5 protein-coding genes are annotated in these 4,221 nt (G+C 48.7%); 3 read left to right on the forward strand and 2 right to left on the reverse strand.

Going from position 1 to position 4,221, the window contains the following annotated elements; genetic code table 11:
* Together KDK14_RS11115 and argR are read left to right on the forward strand one after the other, a co-directional pair.
* On the forward strand, positions 1 to 285 hold a 285-nt coding region (locus tag KDK14_RS11115; RefSeq protein ID WP_257265183.1), incomplete at its 5' end, for a hypothetical protein.
* A 258-nt stretch (positions 286 to 543) separates the two neighbouring features.
* On the forward strand, positions 544 to 1,050 hold the full coding sequence (argR, locus tag KDK14_RS11120; RefSeq protein ID WP_373691063.1) for a transcriptional regulator ArgR: 507 nt from the start codon (positions 544 to 546) through the stop codon (positions 1,048 to 1,050).
* 1 nt (position 1,051) lies between these two features.
* On the opposite strand, the gene KDK14_RS11125 is transcribed toward argR, so the two are convergent.
* Positions 1,052 to 1,555, reverse strand: coding sequence for a prolyl-tRNA synthetase associated domain-containing protein (locus KDK14_RS11125; protein WP_257265184.1), 504 nt, complete (start codon positions 1,553 to 1,555; stop codon positions 1,052 to 1,054).
* A gap of 404 nt (positions 1,556 to 1,959) precedes the next feature.
* On the opposite strand from KDK14_RS11125, the gene KDK14_RS11130 reads away from it, so the two are divergent.
* Complete coding sequence (locus tag KDK14_RS11130) at positions 1,960 to 2,853, forward strand: M20/M25/M40 family metallo-hydrolase (RefSeq protein ID WP_257265186.1); 894 nt, start codon at positions 1,960 to 1,962, stop codon at positions 2,851 to 2,853.
* 111 nt (positions 2,854 to 2,964) lie between these two features.
* Here the strand turns inward: KDK14_RS11130 and arcA are convergent, their stop codons facing one another.
* The gene (arcA, locus tag KDK14_RS11135; RefSeq protein ID WP_373691064.1) at positions 2,965 to 4,215 is read right to left on the reverse strand and encodes an arginine deiminase; all 1,251 of its coding nucleotides are present in this window, start codon (positions 4,213 to 4,215) and stop codon (positions 2,965 to 2,967) included.
* Positions 4,216 to 4,221: the final 6 nt, after the last annotated feature.

The raw sequence follows: 4,221 nt of genomic DNA on the forward strand, positions 1-4,221 counted from the left end.
TCGTCCTCGCTACGGGGACGCCCAGTCGGGCGCTATTCTCGGACAGCCTCCTGGAAGGTTAGTCTTGATGGTTGCTGGCACTCCCCGCCCTGGCGGGCGATGGTTCTTGATCGCTCAAGAACGTTTCCGTTTCACAGTCCTAAGCTCAGGGAACCGGGGATGCCTCGCCCCATGCTCCCCAAGTCTCACACGAAATCCGCAGGCGGGGGGGCGCCCCACTTTACATCCCGTCTGCGCGACCCAGTCTACCTGAAAGTAGGTCAGCAAGAGACTGACGAAAAATAGCAAAGAATGAACAAACACTCAAGCGGAGCGCTCAGCGCCTGCGCGGCCCGCCCCGATTAGGCGATGTTTTACGACGGGTTTGGTAATCAGAAACCGCAAGGCACAGGGTAACATTAAAGAGTCGGAAGAGAGTTCTCCGACAGTAAACAGTTTTTACCATTTACAGGATGAAAACGGAGGGACTCTTGTGTAGATTGAGTCATGGCAAGTTCAGATTTGCTTTTTCCATAGCAGATTTTTGGTATATCAGGTGTTTGGGTGGAACTTCCCTCCTCTATTGAAATAGTCGGGCTAAAGGAAAAAGATATGCGAACCCGGGATGCAGAGCTGATCAGAACCTTTAAAGTTCTGTTGTGTGAAAAGCAGTTTAAAAACCAGGGAGAGATGGTTGAGGCCCTGAAAGCCGAGGGTTTTCAAGATGTAAGCCAGTCAAAAATTTCCCGCATTCTGAACAATATTGGTGCGGTCCGTACACGCAACGCAAAAAAAGAGGCAGTTTACTGTGTACCGGGTGAAATTAGTGTGCCTGCTATTGATGCACCATTATCCAGTTTAGTGACAGACATCGATTACAACGATCACATGGTGGTTATCAAAACCACACCCGGAGCAGCACAAATTGTTGCCCGGCTACTGGACTCCCTGGGAAAGGCGGACGGTATCCTTGGCTGTGTCGGTGGCGATGACACCATTTTTGTCACCCCCACCCGAAACACCGCCATTACTGAATTGTATAAAACCATTAGCTCTGTGCTGGTCGGTTGAGTCAGGCCAGCTCCGGCTTCCTGGCTCGCTCAGGCACAGTAATAACTGCAGGTTTATGACCGGTGTGTGACAGGAATTTGTTTATCCCTGACTTACTTATCACCAACGTCGCAGTATTTACCAATGGATGGCATTGAATGGCATCCTGTGACCAGACATCCTCATCAACCAGCAATGTTATCCGGTGTCCCGGATCATTTCTTAATGCCAACAGGGAAACGGCACCCGGTTCCAGTTTCAACACCTCTTTGACCTGATCCTCCGACGCCAACTGTAGCCGTCCACCTATCAATTTTCCCAGTTCCGACCAGTCAAGCGTCTTATGATCTGCCAATACCAGCAGAAAGTAGCGCTGCTGTTTCTTATCAACAATAAACAGGTTTTTCGTTCGGGCTCCGGGCAAATTCGGTAATTGCTCATTGGCATCATCACAGCTCAGAAACGGTGGATGAGTCACACGGGTAAAATTAATATGTCGGCGAACCAGGAACTGCTCAATGGCCATAGGACGTCCTCTGAGGGTAGACATTAAGCACAATAAAGCGTACTTCCAGTGCAAAACTCATCCTGAACAGACACAATAAATCAAACCACTACCGTGGACTAAACAAGATGAAGGCTGGAGTATACGATAAGTGCCACAGGCTGAAACTTGATATGCAAGACAGCTGTCGGTAAATTTCCAGGTTGTCCCACTCTGAAGTGGGTGTCCGGAATGAGCACTCTAAAACCAAACAATACGAACAGCTAACTCAAGGCAAACGATATCAGCTTCAGGCACTAGTGAAAACCTTGTGATTGATCAATTTTCCAGACGACATCCAGCTTTGAGATTATCAGTGCAATGCCGTGATGGCTGCGGCAAAAAATTAGAATTCCGCCCAGAGAGCTGGCCCGAGTCCTTATTGCCTGCAAAGCCATCTGGATATGGTGCCGGAAAAAACCCGACAAAGTTCCCATGATTTTCTGGTTGATGGACTTCAGCTGCAAATTGATGGTGAATGGTTAACTGCCACGGATACCACGCTGGGCGCTGATAATGGTATTGGTGTCGCTGCCATGCTGGCATTGCTTGAAAGTACAGATGTTTGCCATGGTCCTCTGGAGGCATTGTTTACAGTGACTGAAGAAACCACCATGGCCGGTGCTCTGGGACTTGATGCTGCATTACTGAACGGCACTGTCTTATTAAACCTTGATACCGAAGAAGCTCTGCAGGCTATTGATCAACTTGATCAGTTATTAAAACAGGAGCTGAACACCGTTGAACCCTACTTATGCCTGAACGTTGAGAGTATGGCAGCTCCTGCCCGGGTATTTACCACCGTGGATCAGAAACTGTGGCTTAATGCGCTGCATAGTTGCCACCATGGAGTGAAACGTTATAGCGATCATTTTGAGGGCGTTGTTGAAACCTCCAACAATCTCGGCGTGCTGCTCATGAAGGACGGCCAGATTTCGGTTGATTGTTTTACTCGCCACCTGATTGACAGTGCAACCATTGAGCTGGCTGACAATATCAGTGGGCTGTTCAGTTTGACCGGGGCAGAGGTCAAACAGGCAGGTTTTTTCCCGGGTTGGCAGCCGGACCCGAACTCTGATGTGCTAACGCGTATTGTACGAGTATACCAGCAATTAAATGGTAGCAAGCCAGAGATCAAGATTATTCACGCAGCACTGGAATGTGGCATTTTGAGTGCGGCAAAACCCGGTGTGGATATGATCTCATTTGGTCCGCAGATCGAAAATCCCCATACACCCGCAGAGCGGGTCCGGATTGACAGTGTTGATCGCTTCTGGTAACTACTGAAAGCAACCATCACTGAGCGCATCATAGTATTCAGCAATTATGCCGGTCGATGACTGCAACAGTTGACCGGCATCATTGTTTCAGGTGGTGATCCCTATTAAGAATTAAATGCCATCCCGTTGTATTGGACAGCTCATGCACCGGGCGCCACCACGTCCTCTGCCTAATTCTTCACCCGGAATGGCTAATACCTTGATTCCGGCTTCTTCCATATTGCGAATGGTGTTTACATTGCGCTCGTACGTGACAATAACACCTGGCTCAATGGTCAGTACGTTGTTGGCATCATTCCATTGTTCACGCTCTGCTTCAAATACATCACCGCCGGTTGGAATCAAACGCAGTTCCGGTACATCCAGTGCCCGGGCAATAGCGTGGGTGAATCCATCGTGAACGCGGTTGGTTTCAACTTTTTCATGCTCACCAAGCGTTAATTCCCAGCAATCCGTATCGGCGTGCATAATGTCCGGGTAGTAGGTGAAGCAGTCGATGTCCATTTGCGTAAACACCGTATCCAGGTGCATACAGCTGCGGGCTTTCGGCAGTTCAAGCGCGATAATTTTCCTGGCCTGACCTGTTTTCAACAGAGCCCTGGACAGTTGTTCTACACCTTGTGGAGTGGTACGTTCAGACATACCGATCAGCACATTGCCCCGACCGAGTACCAGAACATCGCCGCCTTCAATGGTGGCATTGTCGTAGTTGCAGTCTTCGTTACCCATATAGGTGAGGAACTCAGCATTCTTGAACATTGGGTGGAACTTGTAGATGGCGCGAAGGTGCACGGTTTCACGCTTGCGGGGATTTTTCGCCATGGGGTTGATGGAAACACCGCCGTATACCCAGCAGGAGGTATCACGGGTAAACAGATGGTTAGGGATAGGCTCAATCAGGAAGTCTGTTTCTGACATTCTGTCCAGCGTCATGCTCTTGCTGTTAGCACCCATTTCTGCACAGGTCAAACCACCGGTCAGGTGCCTGGCAAGGGTCAGGTTATCCAGTGATTCCAGGTAGGAGCGAACTTCCATAGCCAGAGTTTCACCAAAACGGTAATTGTTAATCTGACGATCAAGAATCCAGCTTTTTGCATTACTGAAATTCAGTGTTTCAGCCAGCAATTTAGTTAACAGAAAAACTTCAACGCCATTATCGGTTAATACTTTTTGAAATGCGTCGTGCTCTTTTCCAGCCTGTTCAATTCGAAGGACATCATCAAACAGCAGTGATTGACAGTTGCCTGGTGTTAAATGCTTCAGGCTTAATTCTGGGCGGTGTAATAAAACCTTGCGAAGTTTTCCAACTTCAGATCCCAGGGCGATAGAATCGGCCTTACGATCGTTCCAATCAAGGCTAATTTAAAC

It is taken from the genome of Endozoicomonas sp. ONNA2, assembly GCF_024606365.1.
GTDB lineage: Bacteria > Pseudomonadota > Gammaproteobacteria > Pseudomonadales > Endozoicomonadaceae > Endozoicomonas.